3 protein-coding genes are annotated in these 3,409 nt (G+C 55.3%); all 3 read right to left on the bottom strand.

Annotated elements, in window-relative coordinates:
* Positions 1–413: 413 nt before the first annotated feature.
* A complete protein-coding gene (locus LG30_RS0107470) occupies positions 414–1,232 on the bottom strand; it encodes a phage antirepressor KilAC domain-containing protein (protein WP_052100888.1) in 819 nt (272 codons plus the stop codon).
* 599 nt (positions 1,233–1,831) lie between these two features.
* Positions 1,832–2,035, bottom strand: coding sequence for a hypothetical protein (locus tag LG30_RS0107465; RefSeq protein ID WP_033130083.1), 204 nt, complete (start codon positions 2,033–2,035; stop codon positions 1,832–1,834).
* A gap of 71 nt (positions 2,036–2,106) precedes the next feature.
* The coding region (locus LG30_RS22340; RefSeq protein ID WP_033130082.1) for an LPD38 domain-containing protein at positions 2,107–3,409 on the bottom strand (1,303 nt) is incomplete at its 5' end.

Raw genomic sequence — 3,409 nt, 5'->3', positions numbered from 1 at the left:
AGCCCGCACAGTGGCGGGCTAATCCGAATCCTTCTGCGTCATGACGCAGTGGCTTCATCGCGAAGTTTCTCAAGAATGCGCGCGAGTCTATCTTCCTCCTGAGGTGTCAGATCCAAGGTATCGATAAGGTCTTCTAATTCGGTTAGTGATGATTCCATCCCGTGTCTCCCGTTCTCTCTCAGCCTCTCGGCTGTGAACCACTGTATTAATATACAGTGACGTGAGGGAATTTATCATTTCTGGACCGCTTTGGGTATTAAAAAAGGGGCCTAAGCCCCATCAGTATCACTCTGCCTGTTCAGGTATCATCCGCTGGATCCGGTCGGTAAGCGATCGGCGCTCCTGGGGACAGAGGTCGATAACCTCCAACTCGCTCAGCAAGGCGGTTAGCTCCACCTGCAGTTGAGCTGCGCTCATTGCACACCGCCAACGCTCAACTGTTGCGCCAACTTGGTAAGCCCCTTCGGGGTGATGCGAACCTGCTCACAAAGGCGCTCACCGCCATCAGCCAGGGGCACCATCGTCACCTTGTGCTCAATCAACCCCTGCTGCACCTTGTCCTGGTAGCCGAGCCACTGCTTGCCACCGGCACGCTTGTAGATCCAGCGCTGGCTGCAAAGGTGCTGGTTTAACTTCTTCGGCTGCTGCTGCAACGCCTTGGCGGCCTCTGTCAGATTCAGGGAGCCTTCGGCCACAGCGATCCGCTCCAGCGCCTCCACCTTGGGTTTGGCCGCCTCCACCTGCAGTTCCAACTCGTGATTAGCAGCCTCCAGACGCAACCGTTCCTGCTCTGACTGCATGGCGATCTGCAGGATCTCGATAGTGGAGAGCTGCGGTGTGACCGGGGCCAGCTTGCCGGTGCGGTAATCCAGAAACACCTGATTGACCTGGAGCTGGAAGGCTGGACTGATCCAGCCGGCGTAGGAGATAGCCAGTAGCTCGTGGGCGAAAGTGCCAGGGGCCGCGCCGCCATTGATAACATTGAGTACTGCATGACCAGACTGCGAATATGCAGTCTGGTTAGTAAGCTCGGAAATCAGCTCTTTAGCCTGCTTGGACCGCAGCCATTGATTAGGCACTTTATGGTTACAGGTACCACTTGCACGATGAAGAGCGTTCAGGTTGAACCGCCCTACATCATCAGTAGTGATCTCCACCCCGGCGATCACTGGCGTGAAATTCTGCGGCCCTGTCAAAACTTTGGTTTGCTGATACTGTTGTTGTATAGTCATACCGTAATCCTTACTTGGTTGTTGGGTTTACATTCCTCGGCCTTGGCGGCGGTAACCGCTGGGGCCGAACCATTTACGCTAGCTGTGTTCACTATATAAACCATCACATAAACCCTCTTTTATTTCTCCCTCATATTCCGTCATGTAATCAATGCCAAATAAACAATCCTTGCTTAGGTGGAATAATGTGGAAAATAGCCCTTCCACTACATTCCCGCCCCTCTTGGTTGCATCACACGATATGCATAACCCTAATGTTGGTCAACGATTTTCCGACGAAGGGAAGAGATAAAATCTTATAAAATACAATCGACTATCCTCCAAGGATAGTCAAAAGCATTTTTCAGACCTCAGCTGTCCATGCGCGTAAAATTAATTAATATTCACCTAATCAATTTAAAGAAATCCATTCAACCCCCCATGGGTAAAGTGAAAAGTTCACGGGCTATTTATTTAAAACCTTCTGAGATGGTTATAAGGTGGGAATAAACTGGAGGCATTGAACCGATGAGGGCGTAGAGGGGATTTTAGCGACAAGTCGCCCCAGTCCAACAGAGCTGGGGCTGAAGGCTCGCAACGGATTCAAGCGGACCACTTCATCACCAGTTCGCCACAATAGCATTCAACACAGCCCCGATCACAACCAGGGCAAAGGCAAACGCCATGAAGGTCTCAAGGCTTTCCCGGTTGGATTTGCTGAACCCCCAGCAACCCAAGCCGAAGGGTATCAACGCCAGCGTGAAGCTAAAGCTGAACGTCTTGAGTGCTACCACCATCATTATCAACGCAAACAGTATCCACATGGTCAGGGTCCTCGTAGGTAAGGCCCCAGCGTACACTCCATCACTGGGGCTCAGCCAGGGCCGCCATTGCGTCACTCCCAGTTCGACTGGTTGTGGTTGACCGCCTGATAAACCAGATTATTCCTACTGGCCAGTAGCTCATCGATGCGACGGCGCTTCTGTTCTGCTGCCATGGTCTTGTCGCGTTGGATCAGCTCTATCTTGTTTCGCACTACCCGCACCTGCTGCTGAGTACGGCTCAGGCTGCGCCGCGACTTCAAGATCCCGCCCTGCTCCTCCAGCAGCTCGTTGGCCTTGTCATCCAAGCCCTCGCTGCGGTACTGGTCAACGGTGCGCTTGAGCTGGTTCACCTCGCTCAGCATCCGGTAAAACTCTTCCATGTGCTGGGTGGACTTTGCAGGGCCAGTGCCGCGGTACACCGCTTTCACCAGCGGGATCTCGTCGGCGCGCCAGCTCGCTGACTCGCCAGGCTGCGAAGCCCGGATCAGCCCGTCAGCGGCAGCCATCACGTAGCTGCCCATGGTGCCAGTGTAACCAATCACCAGGTGCTCAAGCTGCTTGGGTGAGAAGCCAGTGAGCTCCCCCAGCTCGCGCATCAGCAGGCTGGTCTGCTCGTCGTAGCGGGCCTCTGTCTGGACGTTCAGGTCTTGTGGGCCGTCGATGGGGCCACCTTGAAAACTGTCATAGTTGAAAGCTGCCTCCATCATTGGCTTGACGAGCTGAGGGGTCGGGTTGAGGGCGAAGGTGTCGCCTATCGTCCTGGCCACCGCCTTGCCAAACTGGGCCCCGGTATCCTTGTCACCCAGGGCGCGCACCATGCGCTCGGGGATGGTGCCGAACAATACGCCAATCTCGAACGGCTTGGGGATCCGCCAATGGTGTTCACCAAGCCAAAAGTGCCAGTTAGCGTCCTTATCCCAGTCCTTCAGCGCCTCATAGCGCTCATCGTCCCAGTTGTGGGCCAACAGCGCCAGGCTCGCAGCCGTAATCATGCCTGCACGTTTGGCGATGGCTCTCGGGTTGTCTCTCAGCTCGCGGGTCAGCTTGCCAAGGCCCTGCACCCGGGCATTGAAGAACGGCAGCACCTGGGTCATGACCTGCATGGTGCGCGAAGCCCCCAACATGGAGAAATCCATCATGTCTTTCGACTCGAACGCCGCCTGAGCATGGCTCTTGCCAGCCTTGATGGCGGCGTCATAAACCGCCTCACGGTTTCCGTTTTCAACCGCCTCACCAATCCTGTTGTATTTCTCCCATACGTCGGCCACTACCCCCTTGGCCTGGGCGGCATTACGGATGATGCTCTTCTCATAACGGGCGATCTGCTCCGGGGTCATCCCCTTGCGGCGTAGCGACTTGCGCACGGTATCGGCC

Origin of the sequence: Aeromonas aquatica (assembly GCF_000764655.1) — a bacterium.
Classification (GTDB): Bacteria; Pseudomonadota; Gammaproteobacteria; order Enterobacterales; family Aeromonadaceae; genus Aeromonas; species Aeromonas aquatica.
Note: the sequence above shows the minus strand (reverse complement) of the source record. Positions and strands in the feature narration are given on the sequence as shown.